Raw genomic sequence first — 17,821 nt, forward strand, 5'->3', positions numbered from 1 at the left:
TCAATAAAAAATTTCAAATTCCAATGTTGGTGGGGATTTTAAGAATGGAAATTTTAATTTGATAAAAAAACTTTGCACAAAAAAAATTCCAAACCCAACAAAAGTTGGAATTTGGAATTTATAAAATATTGTAAATTGAATTTATTATCCAACCAAATTAATGATTTTTCCAGGAACAATAATTACTTTGTTTGGTGTTTTACCATCCAATTGTTTTAATGTTCTTTCGTCTTTCATAATGATTTCTTCGATTTGTTCTTTGGTTAAATCCAAAGGCAATTCGATAGTGAAACGCATTTTTCCGTTAAACGAAACTGGGTATTCTTTGCTACTTTCTACTAAATACTTAGGTTCAAAAGTAGGGAAAGCAACAGCTGCAATAGATGTTGTATGACCTAATAATGACCATAATTCTTCCGCAATATGTGGTGCATAAGGCGAAATTACAATTGCTAAAGGCTCAAGTATAGCACGAGAATGACAGTTTTGTGTAGACAATTCGTTTACACAAATCATAAACTGAGAAACAGAAGTGTTGAAAGAGAAACTCTCCACATCTTCTACCACTTTTTTAATGGTTTTATGTAATGATTTTAAGTTGTCTTTTGTTGGTTCGTCATTGGTAATAATTAAACCATTATCATCAAAATACAAACGACATAGTTTTTTCAAGAAACCAAATACTCCTGAGATTCCAGCAGTATTCCAAGGTTTAGCTTGCTCTAATGGTCCTAAGAACATTTCATATAAACGTAATGTATCTGCGCCATATTCATTACAAATATCATCTGGTGTAACTACATTATAATATGATTTCGACATTTTTTCGACCTCGCGACCTACAATATATTTACCGTTTTCTTCGGTTATAAAAACTGCATCAGCGTAGTCTTTTCTCCAAACTCTAAATCTTTGAATATCTAATTCATCAGACGAATTTACAAAAGAAACATCTGTGTGTAATTTATTGAACGACTGTTCATCAATTGTAATTCTTCTGGTATTAATAGTGGTTTTATCAAATAATAAATCTGATAATTCTTTTAGTATTATACTCTCTTGATTAAACATCACAACTTCACTTGCTCTGTCTAAATAGACTTTAAATTCAGAATTCGAATTGCCATAGTTTTTTATAAGTTCAGAATACTCTTTAGAACTATAATACAAATCTCTGTACTTTATAAACTCTTTATAATATTTCAGACTAACATAAACAGATTTTCCGTAAAGATTATCTCCAACATCATTTTGACTGGAATTATTTCTTTCTCCTGAAACACTCGTAACATTTAATCTATAAACAAAAGCACTAGTCCCCAAAATCATTCCCTGATTAATCAGTTTTTTGAATGGTTCTTCGGTTGGAGCAAAACCTTTGTCTTTTAAAAATTTATTCCAGAAACGAGAATATAATAAATGTCCGGTTGCGTGTTCGCTTCCACCAATATATAAATCGACACTTTCCCAATATGCTAATGCTTCTTTACTTGCAAATTCATTTTCGTTATGAGCATCCATATAACGCATCCAGTACCAAGAACTTCCTGCCCAACCTGGCATAGTGTTCAATTCTAATGGAAAAATAGTAACGTTATCAACCAAATTAGTATTTACAACAGTATTGGTTTTAGTATCCCAAGCCCAAACGTTTGCATTTCCTAATGGAGGCAATCCGTCTTCGGTTGGTAAATATTTCTCTACTTCAGGTAAAATAATTGGTAAATGTTGCGCCTCAATCATTTGTGGCAACCCATTTACATAATATACAGGGAAAGGCTCTCCCCAATAACGCTGACGTGAAAATACTGCATCACGCAAACGGTAATTGGTTTTTCCTGTTCCTTGATTTAATTTCTCTAATTCGGCTATCGCTTTTTGAGTAGCTTCTTTATAATTTAATCCGTTTAAGAAATCAGAATTTGCAATTTCTACATTGTCTTTTGAACCGTAAGCCGCTTCAGAAATATCAACATTAGCAAAAATATTTTTTATAGAAGGCATTCCTTGCTCTCCTTTAAAGAAATTTGCAAAAGCATAATCTCTTTCGTCTCCACAAGGAACCGCCATTACAGCACCAGTTCCGTATCCTGCTAATACATAATCACCAATCCAAACCGGAATTGGTTCTTTGGTAAAAGGATGTTCAGCATAAGCACCTGTAAATACTCCCGAAATAGTTTTTACATCGGCCATACGCTCACGCTCAGAACGTTTTGCAGTTTTTTCGATATAGGCTTCAATCGCTGCTTTTTGTTCTGGAGTTGTAATCTCAGCAACCAAAGGATGCTCAGGAGCCAATGTCATAAACGTAACCCCGAAGATAGTGTCGGGACGAGTGGTGAAAACCGAAATAGTTGCTGGTTGTTGGTTGTTGGTTGTTGGCAGCACATTGAAAGAAACCATTGCTCCAACTGATTTCCCAATCCAGTTTCTTTGTGATTCTTTTATAGATTCACTCCAGTCGATATCGTTAAGACCTTGTAACAAACGTTCTGCATAAGCAGAAATACGCATGCTCCATTGTGTCATTTTTTTACGGATTACAGGATAACCACCACGCTCAGAAACACCATTTACGATTTCGTCATTTGCCAAAACTGTTCCTAAACCAGGACACCAGTTTACTTCAGTTTCTGCCAAATAAGTTAATCTGTATTGTAATAGTATTTTTTGTTGTTCATCTGATGAAAATGATATCCATTCGCTTGACGAAAAACCTATTATATTATCATCGCAAACTGCATTTACAGTTGCATTTCCTTCTTTTTCGAAAATAGAAATCAAAGTCGAAATATCTTCGGCTTTATCAGCATCTTTATTGTACCAAGAATTAAACAATTGGATAAAAATCCATTGAGTATGCTTGTAATAATCAGGATTTGAAGTACGAACTTCTCTGTCCCAATCAAATGAGAATCCTATTTTATCTAATTGCTTTCTGTATCCGGCAATTTGTTTTCCTTCTTTATCTACACCACCATCAATATTTACGCGAGTAGTATCTTCCGGGCGTTGACCTGTTTGTATAGCATATTGCTCAGCGGGTAATCCGAAACTATCGTAACCCATCGGGTGTAAAACATTAAAACCTTGGTGTCTTTTAAAACGAGAATACACATCAGAAGCAATATAACCTAGCGGGTGCCCAACGTGTAATCCCGCTCCAGATGGATAAGGAAACATATCGAGTACGTAATGTTTCGGCTTTTCGGAATTATTTTCGGCTGCAAAAGTTTTATTGTCTGCCCAATATTTTTGCCATTTGGCGTCTATTTCAATCGGATTGTACTTCATTATAAAAGATTCAAAGGTTCAGAGTGACAAAGATTCTAAGGTTTTATCACTGAATTATAAGTTGGCAAATTTACGTTTATTGTGCATTGTACCAAAGTTATTTTTTAAGATATAGGATTAATGATAAAAATCAGTATTTAAAAAAACGGGAATACATAAATTTGTGGTTTGCAGGTAAGAATGATTTTTTTGTTTTTTAAAATATTTAAGCAATTGAGAGAATAATTTTACTTAAAATTTGAGTATTTTAGATGCGTTTTTAAAAGATAAATGGGAGATAAGAAAAAATATTCTATTGAAGTTCGACTTTGGATTGAAGAAGCCGAAGGTCCTTTTTTGGGTATTGGCAAGATTTGGTTATTGGAGAATATTAAAAAAACGGGTTCTATTACCAATGCTGCCAAAGAAATGAAAATGGCGTACAGACAAGCGTGGCAATTGGTTGAGGAGATGAATCAGCGTGCCGAATCGCCTTTGGTAGAGAAACTTCTGGGAGGAAAAGGTGGTGGAGGTGCACGATTGACTGAAGCTGGAGAAACTGCAATTACTGTATTTTATGAAATCGAAAAAAGAATTAAAGATTTTGCTCAAAAAGAAGCTCAAAATTTAAGGTTCTAAAATTTTTTAATAATCAGTATTCATTTTAAAACATACTGAAAAAAAGTGTTGACTAATTATAATCAAAATGCTAATAATCAGTGTTCTTTTAAAAACATACTGAAAAACTATTAAAATTATGAAGTTAAAAATTATAATGTTTTTACTATTTCCGCTCATTGGTTTATGCCAACAAAACAATCAAGTTGCTGTCGATTCGGTAAAACCTACTAATATGTTTATGCTTGGAGAAGTTATTATAAAAAATAATAAAACTAAGGATACGCTAAATAGGGTAACGACAAAAAAGATGGAATCGCAAAATAAAATGGATGTTTCGCAGGCATTAAATATGCTTCCGGGTGTGAGTTTAACAGCTTCGGGACCAAGAAACGAATCTATGGTTTCTATTCGTGGGTTTGATTTAAGGCAAGTTCCTGTTTATATGGACGGAATTCCTGTTTATGTTCCTTATGATGGTTATGTCGATTTGGCTCGATTTACCACTTTTGACCTTGCTGCGATTGATGTTTCCAAAGGATTTTCGTCGGTGCTTTATGGTCCGAATTCACTTGGTGGCGCAATTAATCTTATTTCTAGAAAGCCTTCGGAAATATTAGAATATGATGGTTCACTAGGAATGATTAATTCAAACGGATATAAAGGCAATATTAATATAGGTTCTAATCTGGGGAAATTTTATGTTCAGGGAGGCTATTCATATTTGCATCGCGATTCGTTTAGAATGTCGTCTAATTATGTTCCTTCTAAAAATGAAGATGGTGGACAAAGAGATAATTCCTATCGTACCGACCAGAAAATTAGCTTTAAAATAGGGTGGACACCAACCGAAAAGAGCGAATACGCAATAGGGTACATTAATCAACAAGGAGAGAAGGGGAATCCTGTTTATGCGGGAGACGATGTACTTAATTCGCTTTTAGCAAAACCGCGTTATTGGCAATGGCCAAATTGGGATAAAGAGAGTTATTATTTTATCTCTAATTCTAGTTTTGACGATAAGAACAGTTTTAAAACCAGAATATACTACGATAAATTTAAAAATAAGTTGGATAGTTATGATGATAATACATATTCAACCCAAACGAAACCGTATGCTTTTCAGAGTAATTATAACGATTATACGTATGGAGGAAATCTGGAATATGACACACAATTAATTCCGAAAAATAACCTTAAGATTGCGTTTCATTTTAAAGAAGATGTGCATCGGGAAAATAATCTTGGCGAACCTGTGCGTAATTTTGTAGACAATACAATACTGATTGGGATTGAAGATGTTTATAAAATCTCGAACAAATTTACTTTGGTTCCCGGAGTGAGTTATAATATCAGGAAAAACAAAGAAGCAGAAGATTATAATAGTACTACAAAAGTAATTTCAGATTATCCAACGGCAGATGCAAGTGATGCTTTTAATGCGCAAATAGGATTTTTTTATCAGTTAAATGAAAATCAAAAACTAGGAGCAACCGTTTCGCAGAAAACACGATTTGCAACTATTAAAGATCGTTATTCATACCGAATGGGAACTGCAATTCCTAATCCAGACCTAAAGCCTGAAAAAGCAGTAAACTATGAAATAAATTATACTGCTAATCTTTTTAGCAAAATAACATTTCAAACGGCTGTATTTTATAGTTCGCTAACTGATGCGATTTTAAATGTAAGTAATGTTATGCCTGGTAAATCGCAAATGCAAAACTTTGGAAAAGCCGAATATATAGGAGTTGAGGCGCAATTGAATTATTCGCTATTGCAGAATTTATCTTTTAATGTAAACTATACTTATATCGAAAGAAATAACTTAACAGATCCTACCATTCATTTTACCGATGTGCCTAATACTAAAGTTATGGGAACGGTAGAGTATCAGCCAATAAAATTACTGAGATTAATAGCTAACTCTGAGTTTAATTCGTCTAGAATTAGTACTAGTTATGGCACGAGAGTTCCAGATTATACCCTTTTAAATCTTTATGGCTCGGGTAAAATTGCTAAAAACTTTAGTATCGATGCTGGAGTAAATAACATATTTGATAAGAGCTACAGTCTTGTAGAAGGATATCCTGAGGAAGGGCGCAATTTTTTTGTGACGCTTCGTTTTTTTAATAACTAAATCAAAAATAATTTTATATGAAAACTCAAAATTATATTCTTATTCTATTAATAGCATTTTCATGCACGATGTGTAATTCTTCTAAAAAGGAAAAAGAAGATGCTGTTGCAACTGAAAAAGTTTCAAAAGTGGATAACGATAAACATCCAGTTCTTACGCCAGAAGATAGTTTAAAACTGGTAAATCATCAAATTGAAGTAAAAGGTGAAGTAGAGTTTCTGTTGCAATTAACTGTAGATTCATTGCGTAAAATGAAAGTGGTAACCATAAATGATTTTAAAGTAGTTTGCCAGAGCGGAGAAGTTAAAAAAGATGATAAAACTTGCAAAGGAGTTTTACTAAAAGACATTTTAGAGAAAGCTAAAATTAAACAAAGCGGACATAAAGACCGTAATTTTTATATCGTAGCAAGAGCTTCTGATGGGTATATGGCAACATTTTCGTGGGCAGAAATTTTTAATAATCCAACAGGAGAAAATGCCTATGTTCTTTTTGAAGAAAATGGTAAACCGGTAAAAAACGGAGAAATGATTACGATTTGTAAAAATGACATAAAAACAGGTCCGCGCCATGTTTCCTGGCTTAAAAGTATAGAAGTTTATAAAGTTAAGTAAAGGTTCTGAGTTACTAAGGTTTTTCTAAGCTACTAAGGTTCTAAGTGGCTAAGGTTTTGAAGATCTAACCGCAAAGTGCACAAAGGGGTACGCAAAGTTCGCAAAGCTTTGTGTACTTTGCGTTTTTATAAAACTATATATTTAAAACCTTTGCGCACTTTGCGGTTAAATCAACTTTTAAGGTTCTAAGTGACTAAGATTTTCAATAAGTAAGCTTACGAAAGACTAAGTTGTTGATTCAGCTTTGCGCACTTTACGTTTTTATAAAGTCGCGCATTAAAAAAACTTGGCGTACTTTGCGGTTAAATAAACTTTTTATTCAATGTCTAAATGTATAATTATAGTATAAAAGTTCGTTATTAGCTGTAAATAATGAAATTCTTTATTATTTTTACCACATAATTTAAGCAAACTATGAGTTCTAACTTTGATAAATTTCAAAAACGCAGGTTAATTTCCTCTTATTTTTCGGTTGTATTAAGTGTATTTCTGGTTTTATTCCTTTTGGGAGTACTAGGATTGTTCATTATTAATTCTAAAAAATTAGCAGATGATTTTAAAGAAAAAATCGCAATGACGGTTTTCTTCAAAAACGAAGCTAATGATAGTATAATAAAGGCATTTAATACCGAATTGAAAAGAGCTCCTTTTGCAAGATCGTTTGTTTATGTTACTAAAGAAGCTGCTGCTAAACAACATACCGATATTATTGGTGAAGATTTCCTAACGTTTTTAGGAGAGAATCCATTATTGAATTCTTACGATATTCACTTAAAAGCAGATTATGTTGTTAGAGATAGTATTACTAAAATAGAAACTAACTTACGTAAAAACACTATGGTTTCGGATATTGTTTATGACAAACAATTGGTAAATCTGGTTAATGATAATATCAAAAAAGTAAGTATGTGGATTTTAATTATAAGCGGATTTTTAACTGTAATTGCAGTATTGCTTATTAATAGTTCATTACGTTTATCAATACATTCTAATCGATTTATTATTAAAACAATGCAAATGGTTGGTGCTACAAAATCGTTTATTCGTAAACCATTTGTAATGCGAAGCATTAAATTAGGATTAATTGGTGCTGGTTTGGCAATTGTTGCTTTAATCGGACTTTTAATATATGTAGATACAAACTATCCAGGACTGGGAATATTAGATGATAAAGCTCTTATTGGGTTAGTATTATTGGCTGTTTTAGGAATCGGAGTTTTAATTACTTGGTTAAGTACACACTTTGCTACACAACGTTTCTTGAATTTAAGAACCGACGATCTTTATTAAAAAGTGTATAGTCGCAGTATTCAGTAAACATTATAACAGAATTTAATTTTAGAAATGAAAAATAAAGAAGAACAAAAAAAACAGGAATTCCTTTTTGATAAAGTAAATTATAAAATTTTATTGGTTGGGATTGGTGTAATTGCATTAGGATTTATCTTAATGGCAGGCGGAGGAAGTGATGATCCAAATGTTTTTAATGAAGCTATTTTTAATTTCAGACGTATTCGTTTGGCTCCAACTACCGTTTTGATAGGCTTTGGAATCACAATTTATGCTATTCTTAAAAACCCTAAAACAGACTAATTAGGCTCCTTAGACATTTTAGATCTTTAGATTATTAGATTAATCTTTTCTGAAAAATCTAAACAGTCTAATATTCTAAACAATCTAACAATCTAATAAATGGATACTTTACAAGCTGTTGTTTTAGCCATTATTGAAGGAATTACAGAATTTTTACCTGTTTCTTCAACTGGCCACATGATTATTGCCTCATCATTTTTTGGGATTGCCCATGATGATTTTACAAAACTTTTTACGATTGTAATTCAGCTAGGCGCGATTCTTTCGGTTGTAGTTTTGTATTTCAAACGTTTCTTTCAAACGCTAGATTTTTACTTTAAATTATTGGTTGCTTTTATACCAGCAGTTGTTTTAGGATTACTATTAAGTGATTTTATAGATGGTCTATTAGAAAATCCAGTTACAGTTGCAATTTCACTTTTACTAGGAGGAATTATTTTATTAAAAGTCGATGAATGGTTTAGTACACCAAAAGGAGCCGAAACATCACAAGAAATCACCTATTTGCAAGCTTTTAAAATAGGAATGTTCCAGTGTTTGGCAATGATTCCTGGAGTTTCTAGAAGTGGAGCAAGTATAGTAGGAGGAATGTCGCAAAAATTGACAAGAACTACAGCCGCAGAGTTTTCATTCTTTTTGGCTGTTCCTACGATGTTGGGAGCAACAGTAAAAAAGTGTTATGATTATTATAAAGCAGGATTCGAATTATCGCATGATCAAGTTAATTTATTGATTATTGGTAACATTGTAGCTTTTATAGTAGCGCTTTTGGCTATTAAAACTTTCATAGGATTTTTGACTAAAAACGGATTCAAAGTATTTGGATATTACCGAATTATTGCTGGAATTGTATTGTTACTAATTCATTTCTTTATTCATCCGCTTACTATTATATAATGAACACTCCCGAAGATTTTTTAAACGGACAAATTTTACTAATAGATAAGCCATTAAATTGGAGTTCTTTTCAGGCAGTAAATAAGTTAAAATATGCACTGATAAACAAAGCTGGATTACCAAAGAAATTTAAAATTGGTCATGCAGGTACATTAGATCCTTTGGCAACAGGGCTATTACTTATTTGTACAGGTAAGTTTACCAAAAGAATTACCGAGTTACAAGGTCAAGCCAAAGAATATACTGGGACTTTCTTTATTGGAGCCACCACACCTTCTTATGATTTAGAAACCGAAATTGACCAAACTTTCCCAACGGAACATATCGATGAGGTGCTTATTCATGAAACTGTAAAACAGTTTTTGGGCGAAATAGATCAAAAACCACCTATTTTCTCTGCTATAAAAAAAGATGGCGTTCGTTTATACGAGCATGCACGTGCAGGAGAAACTATCGAAATTGCAAGTCGAAAAACTACAATTCACGAATTTGAAATTACAAGAATCGCACTTCCAGAAATCGATTTTAGAGTAGTTTGCAGCAAAGGAACTTATATTCGATCATTAGCTTTTGATTTTGGAAAAGCAATGAATTCTGGTTCCCATTTAACTGCTTTAAGAAGAACTAAAATTGGTGATTACGATGTAAAGAATGCAACTGATGTAACTTTATTTGAAGCTTCTTTAGGGTTGAACAAAGAATAAACTATTTCAAAAGAAATTTGTTTTCATGGTTTTGTAGATAACTTTACTATTATGAATGCCAAAAAAAATAATTTCGATAATCTTGCGATACCTGGTAAACCAATGTCTCAAAAAAAATTTGCTTCAATGATTAAAGAAGTAGAAGGCGGAGTTTTTTATTCATTAGAAGAGTCTAAAAAACATTTTCAAGAATGGAAATCCCAAAGAAAGAAGTAGTTACTTCTGCACTTTTTGATTTTGTTGATCTTCCTTCAATTCACGAATATTGAACTAAGACTTTCGTTTTAAGATTTGTAGATTTAAACTTAAATTTACTTAAATAACTTATATGGTTGCTTTGCCATGTAAGGAATGTAAGTTCATCAAAACATATTAAACGGAGGAATTTAGCCTTTTTAGTTAAGGTACTTATTTCACTAAGCTTTAATGGAATTTCCTTGAATAATCAATCTTCATAAAAATGAAATTAGCACATTACAAATAAGATATTGTAATGTGCTAATACTTGAGTATCGCTATTCCATACAATGTGTTTTTTGAGGTTAATAATGAGATATGTTTTTCCCTCCAAACAAGAATCGCGAAAAAAAATCGTAGAACTTTTCAAATAACTTTTTCATAATAGTGCATTTTTTAATTGTTAGACAATAAATAGACACCAATAAAAAGAGCAAATAAAAAAGTAAATAATAGAATTGGGACTATAACAGCAAGTTACAAAAAATAAATTAAAAATAAATATTTTTTTTGATGTATAATACTTGTTTTCAGTGTTTTAGTTTGTGTTTTGTAAATATTTAAGATTTGTGGTAAAAAATACAATCAGTTATCCTTCCTGTTTTTCCATGATTTCCATGATTTTATCCTGTGTAGAAACTCCTTTATCATGAAGGTACCATAATTGTAAATTGGCCTTGATAGTTTCATCAAAAGCCCCAAATTCTTTTTTATAGTTGTTTACCAAGTCAATTGCTCCTTTTGGGCGTGGTCCCCAATCGGCAAGAACTTCAAGTTTTTCTTTATCGATTATAATTAATTTCGGAATTGCTTTTCCTCCATTTGTTAAGAACAGATTCATTAACTCAGAATTTTCATCACGAAGTACAATTTTCAGATCGATTTTGTTTTTAGATTCTGTTGCCATTTTATAAATAATAGGCAATAATTGTGCAGCATCTCCACACCAACCTTCAGAAATAACGAGCCAAATATAATTTTTGTGAACGTTTTGTAGCTTAGAAATCGTTGTTTCGGTAATTTTTATTGTTTTTTCCAGCCGATTCATTCGAGTTTCGTTCAAGCTGCTATAATTTGTTAAATCTTCGGATTGTTCTAGTCCTGTCGATTTTCCTTCGGCTAATAAATCAGAAACAAGTTTTCGGTATTCGATATATGAATAGCTATTGGACAGGGCGTTGGAAATACATTTTTGCATAAATTTTATTTTTTTATGAAATACAAATTTACAGCTTTAATAGAAACCGATGCTGATTTTTGTCATGTTGTGTCCTAAATACATTATTAAAATGGACGTTTTATGCAAAAAAGAGAAGATAAATTAATTTTTTTAAAACACTATTTTTAAAAATCAGAATATGTCTATATTTGCACAAACCAACGCAACATAGAAATGAAATACAAAAGAATTCTTCTTAAATTAAGTGGAGAAGCTTTAATGGGAGATTTACAATACGGAATCGACCCAAAAAGATTGGACGAATATGCCGAAGAAATTAAGCAAATTCATGCAAAGGGAGTAGAAATTGCCATTGTAATTGGAGGAGGAAACATTTTTAGAGGAGTTTCTGGGGTAAGTTCAGGAATGGATAGAGTACAAGGTGATTATATGGGAATGCTTGCTACTGTAATTAACGGAATGGCATTACAAGGCGCTTTGGAAAATAAAGGAATGTTAACGCGTTTGCAAACGGCTCTAAAAATAGAATCAATTGCAGAACCTTATATTAAAAGAAGAGCAGTACGCCACCTTGAGAAAAACAGAATTGTGATTTTTGGTGCAGGTACTGGAAACCCTTACTTTACTACAGATACAGCAGCAGTTTTAAGAGGTATAGAAATTAATGCCGATGTTATTTTAAAAGGAACTCGTGTTGACGGTGTTTACGACTCGGATCCAGAGAAAAATGCATCAGCTGTAAAATTTGATTTTATCTCTTTTGAAGATGTACTTAAAAAAGGATTAAATGTAATGGATACTACTGCTTTTACATTAAGCCAGGAAAATAAATTACCAATTGTGGTTTTTGATATGAACAAAATCGGAAATTTATTGAGAATTTGCGAAGGCGAAAATATTGGAACTGTAGTAAATATATAGTATTCAGTTACAGTTTACAGTCGCAATTGTCGACTTGAACTGAAAACTGAGATTGAAAACTGAAAACTTAAAAATATGACTGAAGAAATCGAATTTATCTTAGATAGCACTAAAGAATCAATGGCAAATTCTATTGCACATTTAGAAAAAGAATTTCTAAATATTCGTGCAGGAAAAGCATCTCCAGCAATGCTTGGAAGTGTTTTTGTAGATTATTATGGTTCAGCAACACCACTTTCGCAAGTGGCTAAAATTAGTGTTCCAGATGCAAGAACAATTACTTTGCAACCATTTGAAAAAAATATGTTGCAAACAATTGAAAAAGCAATCATGGTAGCCAACATTGGTTTTAATCCTATGAATAATGGAGATGTGATTATCATAAGTGTTCCGCCATTAACAGAAGAGCGTCGTAGAGATTTGGCAAAACAAGCAAAATCAGAAGCAGAAGATGCTAAGATTGGTGTGAGAAACGTTCGTAAGGATGCCAACACAGATATTAAAAAACTAGAAAAAGAAGGAACTTCAGAAGATGTTTGCAAAAGCGCAGAAGAAGAAGTACAAAACCTGACTAACAAATATATTAAACTTATTGATGAGTTATTAGCTAATAAAGAGGCTGAAATCATGAAGGTTTAATCTTTTTATAACGATTAAAAAATCCGTCTTGTTAATTTTATACGAGACGGATTTTTTTATTCTTACTTTTGTGTATCCTAGCCAATTTATAATATTGTTTTCTGTATGAAGTTATTGTGTTTCTTGACATTGTTTTTCACGCTTTCTATACAAGCGCAATTCCAGATAAACGGAATTGTAACGGAAAACGCTACCAATAAACCACTCCCTTTTGCAACAATCGTTACAGATGATGGTATGAACACCATTACTGATGTCGATGGAAAATTTACACTCCTATCAATTTCTAGTATCGAATATTTTTCGGTTTCTTATATAGGATATACATCAATTACAATTTATACTTCGCCTAATAAGAAGTTTTATAAAATAAGCCTGGCCGAATCTACAGATGCTTTAAAAGAAGTTGTTATCTCAAACGAGAATCCCGCTCTTGAAATCATCAGAAAAACAATTGCGAGTAAGGACAAAAATAACCCACAAAAAAAATTAACGAGTTTTGAGTATAAAACCTATAACAAATTAATTGTAACGGCAAATCCCGATTCTATAAACTCAAGATTAGATTCTATTTTTGTGCAAGAAGCTATAGGTCGAAGATTTATTAAGGTAGATTCTGCTAATTTTAAATTCAAAGAGATTTCTAACAAACAGCATTTATTTCAAACCGAAAAAGTATCTCAATATCAGTTTGGAAACAAGAAGCTAAAAGAAACCATTCTAGGAACAAAAATGGCAGGTTTCAAGCAGCCTATTTATGAAATTATTGCATTTAATCTACAATCGATTTCTATATACGATTCTAATTATGAACTTTTCGAAACCAAGTATAATAGCCCAATTGCCAAAGATGCTTTAAAAGACTACAGTTATAAGTTACTGGATACGGTTATGATAAAAGGAAGGCAAACCTATATGGTTTACTTTAAAAACCGAATGAAGAAGTCTGAATTAGGCTTGGAAGGAGTTCTTTATATTGATCAGGATAGTTACGCTATTGCAAAAGCGGTAATGCGTATAAAAGGTGTACTCGATATTAGCGGAATACATGAGTTTGATTATATTCCAGAGGAGAAAATCTGGTTTCCAAAGAATACAACGTTCAAAATCGTTAAAGGAAAAAATGACGATGATATTAAGATTCTTGGAGGAACAATTCAGTTTGACGGAGATGCAGAACAAGAAGAAGATATTCATAGGAAAAAAGGAGCTTCGGATTATACATATCTAATGTCCGAAAGCAACAATTTTGATGTTCATTATAACAGAACAATAGAAATAAAAAATCCATCTATCTATATTGAGATTACAGATGATGCTATAAAAAAGCCAGAGAGTTTTTGGAATAAATATCGAAAAGATAGTTTAGATATTCGCTCGCAGAAAACGTACATGTTATTAGATAGTATTTCGTTAAAGAAAAGAGTCGAAAGCAAAATTAGATTTGGACGAAAAATTATTAATGGCTACTTGCCGTTAAGTGTTGTCGATTTAGACTTAAGAAAACTATTTAGTTATAATAATTACGAAGGATTCCGATTTGGTTTAGGAGGAGTTACCAATGAGCAGTTTTCAAAAAAATATAAGATTGGTGGTTACACAGGTTACGGGACAAAAGACGGTAACTTTAAATACAACCTGGATTTATCTACAAGAGTCGAAAGATTTTCGAATACATGGGTAGGAGCATCATACACCAACGATGTAAGAGAGATTGCAAGTACCGTTTTTGCAGTAGATAAAAGAGTATTTAAACTCTATGATCCAAGACCCATAAACATTAGTACTTTTTATAATTATGTGAGTTGGGCTAGTTATGTGGGTACTCGAATTGTACCGAAGACAGAAAGTATTTTTGAGCTTTCACGTTCCTTTATCGAGCCCAAATTTGACTATGCTTACAATTTAAACGGAAGATTGTATACTAACTATGTTATGACGACGGCAATGTTATCATTGGCTTGGAATCCGTTTAGTGATTATATGCAAACCCCAAACGGGCGAATTGAAACTGAAAAAAGATTTCCGAAGTTTACCATACAATACACTCAATCATTGCCTAAAGTGATGGAAAACGATTTTAATTTCTCTAAAATAGATTTTAAAACCGAATACGAGAAAAAATATCTGAATGGGCAAAAAACAAGTTTGCTCTTGCAAGCAGGATATGCAATGGGCGATGTACCAATTACACACTTATACAATACCTCTCCGAATAATATTACCAAAGAAACAATGATTCAGAGAATAACGTTTGCAGGTAGAAACAGTTTTGAAACGATGTTTTTTAATGAATTTTTCTCCAGCGAATATGCTATTTTTCAGGTAAAGCATGGTTTTAACCGATTTAAAATTATCAAGAAAGTAAGACCGTCATTAGTGTTAGTCTCGCGTATGGCGTGGGGAAATATGAAAAACCCAGAACAACATGTTGGGATTGACTACAAGACGTTAAATAAAGGTTTCTTTGAATCGGGTATAGAAATTAATCAGATATTTAATGGTTTGGGATTAAGCGGATTCTATCGCTACGGACCAAATCAGTTACCTAGATTTGAAGATAATATCGCCGTTAAATTGAGTTTTGTGCTTAATTTAGGTATATAAATAAAAAAATCCCATTCTTTACGAATGGGATTTTTAAAACTATTAAGGTTTAAGAATTAAAACCGATGGCGTATTATTAAGCCATGTGCTTTGAGATTCGATTAGTTTTTTCCAGCTGTCTAAACTAATAATCATTAAATCTTGATTTTCTAAAAACTCTTTTTTAATAGTTCTATCAGACATTAGCATGATATGATTTGGGGCAATTTGTTCAATAGATCGAATAGATTCCTGCATATCCCGGGTGCTTTTTAATTCTCCGCTCGCATCTAGAATCGTAATTTGGGAACCATTGTTGTTAATTAATTTTTTTGCATATTCGATAAGGAATGCATCTTCTTTGCTAAAAACAGGCATGAAAACCTGATTTATTTCTTCTAATTCCTTGTCGATAAAAATTCCGACTGGCATTTTGCTTTTAGCGATAACGTGCCTTGTTCTTTCATCAAAAGGTGAATTTTCAAACAATCCTTCCTTTCCTGTGAATTTATCGATTAAACGGTCTGGATTTACGATTCTGGTCGTGAAACCAAGGATTTTACCTAGCAACGTTCCGTCGAAAATAGATTGTCCTAAACTAACCAATAATAAATCGTATTCACCTTGGTTTGCCGTTTCGGTTATATCAGCATCAATATCATTAGATACTTTAAAAAGGCTAATCATGTTTTGGTTTAAAACTTCAGATTCTGAAATAACTGGTAAGAGCATTTCTCTTTCATAATCTTTTACTTCAAACGAGTGTAACTCAGAGCTCAACGATAAATGCATTGCTGTTACAATAGTATTATCAGGTTGTTTTTTAGTCAGGCTATTTGCAATACGCAATAAAGTTTTTCCTTTTTCGGGAGTATCAAATGAAAATAAGATTTTGTATTTGCTTTTGTTTCCTATTTCTTCTGGAATAGTCGTCTTTTTATCTTTAAAGATAAAATTGATAAAGTCTAAAGCAGGTCCAGTCATAAATGTAGTAACCAATGCCATAATTACCATCATGGTAAAGATTTCGGTAGATAAAACACCTAAATCATATCCTATGTTTAGGACCACTAGCTCCATTAAACCACGAGTATTCATTAAGGCGCCGATGGCTAAACTATCTTTCCAGTTTTGTCCCACAAATTTGGCTGCAAGAGCACTTCCGAAGAATTTACCAACTACAGCCACAGCAATAATTACTCCTGTAACTTTCCATAAATAAGGATCATTTAATAAGCCTATCTGAGTACGTAATCCTGTGAAAACAAAGAATAAAGGAAGTAAAAGTATAACCGATACATCTTCTACTTTTTCGATGAAAATGTTACGGAATTTATTGTTTTCTGGCATGATTGCTCCTGCTAAAAATGCACCAAATAAAGCATGGATTCCTATTAGCTCTGAAGCGTAAGAAGAAAATAAAAGCGTTAAAAAGAAAATGGCAACTACTGGTTTGTTTAAACTTTCACGAGTTGAATTTAAATCGCCTACACGTTTTAAAAACGGTCGAACTATTTTTAGCATCACAATTACATACAAAATAGCTAATCCTATTACATATAATGAACTAGTAAATGAACCTGCTTTTACAATAGCAATTACTACGGCAAGAATACACCAGGCAGTAATATCATCGGCAGCAGCACAAGTTATGGCAATGGTACCAAGTTTAGTTTTTTGCAAGCCTCGTTCCTGAACAATTCGAGCTAAAACGGGAAATGCCGTAATACTCATGGCAATACCCATAAAGAGTCCGAAAGAAGAAAATTCGACACCTACTGGAGCAAAAGTATGATAAATGAAATAAGCCAATGTTAGTCCTAAAGCAAATGGAATTACAATACTTGCATGACTAATTACTACAGATTCATGTGCTTTGTTTTTAAGTACTTTTAAATCTAGTTCCATACCAATTACGAACATGAAAAGTATTAAACCAATCTGACTTAAAAATTGTAGGTTTCCTAAGGATTCTTTTGGGAATAAAGTGGCTGAAAATTCAGGAAAATACATTCCGATAAGGGATGGTCCTAAAACAATACCAGCAACCATTTCTCCAATTACTGATGGTTGACCAATTTTTCTAAAAACCCACCCAAAGAAACGTGCTACCAAAATAATTGTAATAATCTGGGCAAGTAAAATAGCAAGCGGATGTTGTAGATTTTCGATCATTGCCGAAATGAAGTCATTCCAATGGCTACTTTCTGTTTTTTTTACAACGATATCTCTTCCTATTTCTAATGCTTTTCCTTTTGAGATTACCAAATAGATTAAAGTCGAAAATCCGCCAATAATTATTAGATAAAATAATGAGTTTTTGATGTTTTTCATATCACGTCATTTTGATTTATTGTGCAAATATGAGAAGTGACTTTTAAGGAAAAAAGAAAATCTAGAGCTAATTCCTGTTAGA

14 protein-coding genes are annotated in these 17,821 nt (G+C 32.4%); 11 read left to right on the forward strand and 3 right to left on the reverse strand.

Annotated elements, in window-relative coordinates; genetic code table 11:
• Positions 1–144: 144 nt before the first annotated feature.
• Positions 145–3,297, reverse strand: a complete 3,153-nt coding sequence (locus SHI72_RS21485) for a leucine--tRNA ligase (protein WP_323491360.1) — start codon at positions 3,295–3,297, stop codon at positions 145–147.
• Between the two features lie 270 nt (positions 3,298–3,567).
• On the opposite strand from SHI72_RS21485, the gene SHI72_RS21490 reads away from it, so the two are divergent.
• The 8 genes from SHI72_RS21490 (at position 3,568) to SHI72_RS21525 (ending at position 10,058) form a co-directional block, all read left to right on the forward strand.
• Entirely contained in the window at positions 3,568–3,915 is a 348-nt protein-coding gene (locus SHI72_RS21490) for a winged helix-turn-helix domain-containing protein (protein ID WP_039115420.1), read from the forward strand.
• A 118-nt stretch (positions 3,916–4,033) separates the two neighbouring features.
• A complete protein-coding gene (locus SHI72_RS21495) occupies positions 4,034–6,034 on the forward strand; it encodes a TonB-dependent receptor (protein ID WP_323491361.1) in 2,001 nt (666 codons plus the stop codon).
• 17 nt (positions 6,035–6,051) lie between these two features.
• The gene (locus SHI72_RS21500; RefSeq protein ID WP_323491362.1) at positions 6,052–6,648 is read left to right on the forward strand and encodes a molybdopterin-dependent oxidoreductase; all 597 of its coding nucleotides are present in this window, start codon (positions 6,052–6,054) and stop codon (positions 6,646–6,648) included.
• Positions 6,649–7,062: 414 nt separating this feature from the next.
• On the forward strand, positions 7,063–7,938 hold the full coding sequence (locus SHI72_RS21505) for a cell division protein FtsX (RefSeq protein ID WP_039115415.1): 876 nt from the start codon (positions 7,063–7,065) through the stop codon (positions 7,936–7,938).
• A gap of 54 nt (positions 7,939–7,992) precedes the next feature.
• Positions 7,993–8,241 carry a DUF3098 domain-containing protein gene (locus SHI72_RS21510; RefSeq protein WP_035617389.1) on the forward strand — a complete coding sequence of 83 codons (249 nt, stop codon included), beginning with the start codon at positions 7,993–7,995 and terminating at the stop codon, positions 8,239–8,241.
• Positions 8,242–8,340: 99 nt separating this feature from the next.
• Positions 8,341–9,138, forward strand: a complete 798-nt coding sequence (locus SHI72_RS21515; RefSeq protein WP_323491363.1) for an undecaprenyl-diphosphate phosphatase — start codon at positions 8,341–8,343, stop codon at positions 9,136–9,138.
• Positions 9,138–9,842 carry a tRNA pseudouridine(55) synthase TruB gene (gene truB, locus SHI72_RS21520; RefSeq protein ID WP_323491364.1) on the forward strand — a complete coding sequence of 235 codons (705 nt, stop codon included), beginning with the start codon at positions 9,138–9,140 and terminating at the stop codon, positions 9,840–9,842. Before SHI72_RS21515 ends, truB begins: the two co-directional genes overlap by 1 nt.
• Positions 9,843–9,893: 51 nt before the next feature.
• The gene (locus SHI72_RS21525; protein WP_323491365.1) at positions 9,894–10,058 is read left to right on the forward strand and encodes a hypothetical protein; all 165 of its coding nucleotides are present in this window, start codon (positions 9,894–9,896) and stop codon (positions 10,056–10,058) included.
• A 610-nt stretch (positions 10,059–10,668) separates the two neighbouring features.
• Here the strand turns inward: SHI72_RS21525 and SHI72_RS21530 are convergent.
• The gene (locus tag SHI72_RS21530) at positions 10,669–11,277 is read right to left on the reverse strand and encodes a thioredoxin family protein (protein ID WP_323491366.1); all 609 of its coding nucleotides are present in this window, start codon (positions 11,275–11,277) and stop codon (positions 10,669–10,671) included.
• A gap of 195 nt (positions 11,278–11,472) precedes the next feature.
• Between SHI72_RS21530 and pyrH the strand changes: the two genes are divergently transcribed.
• From pyrH to SHI72_RS21545, 3 genes are all read left to right on the forward strand, one after another.
• Positions 11,473–12,180, forward strand: a complete 708-nt coding sequence (pyrH, locus tag SHI72_RS21535) for a UMP kinase (protein WP_035617376.1) — start codon at positions 11,473–11,475, stop codon at positions 12,178–12,180.
• 75 nt (positions 12,181–12,255) lie between these two features.
• Positions 12,256–12,819 (forward strand): ribosome recycling factor, encoded by a 564-nt coding sequence (frr, locus tag SHI72_RS21540; protein WP_039117895.1) that lies wholly within the window; start codon positions 12,256–12,258, stop codon positions 12,817–12,819.
• Positions 12,820–12,924: 105 nt separating this feature from the next.
• Positions 12,925–15,426, forward strand: a complete 2,502-nt coding sequence (locus tag SHI72_RS21545; RefSeq protein ID WP_323491367.1) for a DUF5686 family protein — start codon at positions 12,925–12,927, stop codon at positions 15,424–15,426.
• Between the two features lie 42 nt (positions 15,427–15,468).
• Here the strand turns inward: SHI72_RS21545 and SHI72_RS21550 are convergent, their stop codons facing one another.
• Complete coding sequence (locus SHI72_RS21550; protein WP_039117893.1) at positions 15,469–17,739, reverse strand: cation:proton antiporter; 2,271 nt, start codon at positions 17,737–17,739, stop codon at positions 15,469–15,471.
• Positions 17,740–17,821 lie beyond the last annotated feature (82 nt).

This window comes from Flavobacterium sp. PL02, assembly GCF_035013205.1.
Classification (GTDB): Bacteria; Bacteroidota; Bacteroidia; order Flavobacteriales; family Flavobacteriaceae; genus Flavobacterium.